1 protein-coding gene is annotated in these 695 nt (G+C 31.1%); it reads left to right on the top strand.

Features of this window, described 5'->3' with window-relative positions:
* Positions 1-695 (top strand): DUF1542 domain-containing protein (locus HMPREF2647_RS11320; protein ID WP_176746919.1); only part of this gene is annotated, 695 nt, incomplete at both ends.

Below are 695 nucleotides of genomic sequence, written 5' to 3'. Positions count from 1 at the left end.
GAAGAAAAAGAAGCAGCGAAATCAAAAGTTGACGAAGAAGTCATAAAAGCAAAACATGGAATTGATCAAGCAAAAACAAATAATGACGTAGATCAAGTTGAACAAAATAGCACTACAATGATAAATAATATTCAGCCGACAGTAGTTAAAAAATCAGAAGCAAGACAAGCAATTGATGATTTAGCTAAACTTAAAAAAGCAACTATTGATTTAACGCAAGAAGCAACTGAAGAAGAAAAAGAAGCAGCGAAAAGTAAAGTGGATCAAGCGTTAACAGAAGCTAAAACTCATATCAACGAAGCAGAAAATGATGATGGAGTTGATAACGCGAAAACAAAAGGGATAAATGTTATTAATACAATCCAACTTGAAATTATAAAAAAAGTAGAGGCAAAACATGAAATTGACCAATCTGCAATTGCTAAGAAAAAAATTATAGATCAAACACCAGATGCAACTGAAGAAGAAAAAGAAGTAGCAAAACAAAAAGTAGATGAAGAAGCTACAAAAGCAAAAGATAATATTGATCAAGCTACAACAAATGATGCAGTGGATCAAGCAAAAACAACAGGAAATACAGAGATCAATAATATACAACCAGAAGTGGTTAAAAAATCTTTAGCAAGACAAGCAATTGATGAAGTAGCAAAAGTAAAAAAAGAAAAAATTAATCAAATGCTAGATGCAACTGAAGA

It is taken from the genome of Staphylococcus sp. HMSC035D11 (assembly GCF_001836075.1).
Taxonomy (GTDB): domain Bacteria; phylum Bacillota; class Bacilli; order Staphylococcales; family Staphylococcaceae; genus Staphylococcus; species Staphylococcus hominis.
Note: the sequence above shows the minus strand (reverse complement) of the source record. Positions and strands in the feature narration are given on the sequence as shown.